The 1,121-nt window shown below is 67.0% G+C and carries 1 protein-coding gene; it reads left to right on the top strand.

Features of this window, described 5'->3' with window-relative positions; genetic code table 11:
- Positions 1-1,121 (top strand): FAD-binding protein (locus ACFVUS_RS44040; RefSeq protein WP_387781564.1); only part of this gene is annotated, 1,121 nt, incomplete at both ends.

Raw genomic sequence — 1,121 nt, 5'->3', positions numbered from 1 at the left:
TCCAGACGCTGTACCAGAACTGCGTCAAGGAGGGCGTGGAGTTCTTCAACGAGTTCTACGTCCTGGACCAGCTCCTGGTCGAGGTCGACGGCGTCAAGAAGTCGGCCGGTGTGGTCGCGTACGAGCTCGCCACCGGCGAGATCCACGTGTTCCAGGCCAAGGCCGTCATCTACGCCTCCGGCGGCACCGGCAAGTTCTTCAAGGTGACCTCCAACGCGCACACCCTCACGGGTGACGGCCAGGCGGCCTGCTACCGCCGCGGCCTGCCGCTGGAGGACATGGAGTTCTTCCAGTTCCACCCGACGGGCATCTGGCGCATGGGCATCCTGCTGACGGAGGGCGCCCGCGGTGAGGGCGGCATCCTCCGCAACAAGGACGGCGAGCGCTTCATGGAGAAGTACGCGCCGGTCATGAAGGACCTCGCGTCCCGTGACGTCGTCTCGCGCTCCATCTACACCGAGATCCGTGAGGGCCGCGGCTGCGGTCCCGCCGGTGACCACGTGTACCTGGACCTCACGCACCTGCCGCCGGAGCAGCTCGACGCGAAGCTCCCGGACATCACCGAGTTCGCGCGCACCTACCTGGGCATCGAGCCGTACACGGACCCGATCCCGATCCAGCCCACCGCGCACTACGCCATGGGCGGCATCCCGACCAACGTCGAGGGTGAGGTCCTGGCGGACAACACCACCGTCGTCCCGGGCCTGTACGCGGCCGGCGAGGTCGCGTGCGTGTCGGTGCACGGCGCCAACCGTCTGGGCACCAACTCGCTGCTGGACATCAACGTCTTCGGCAAGCGCTCGGGCATCGCCGCGGCGAAGTACTCGCAGGAGAACGACTTCGTCGAGCTCCCCGAGAACCCGGCGCAGCAGGTGGCCGACCTGGTCGAGCACCTGCGCAACTCCACGGGCAAGGAGCGGGTCGCGGACCTGCGCCTGGAGCTCCAGGAGACGATGGACGCCTGCGTGATGGTCTTCCGTACGGAGCAGACCATCAAGACCGCGGTCGACAAGATCGCGGAACTGCGCGAGCGCTACAAGAACGTGTCCGTCCAGGACAAGGGCAAGCGCTTCAACACGGACCTGCTGGAGGCCATCGAGCTGGGCAACCTGCTCGACCTC

The organism is Nocardia sp. NPDC058058 (genome assembly GCF_042885355.1).
Taxonomy (GTDB): Bacteria; Actinomycetota; Actinomycetes; order Mycobacteriales; family Mycobacteriaceae; genus Nocardia.
This window is presented reverse-complemented; position numbering and strand designations above follow the sequence as displayed.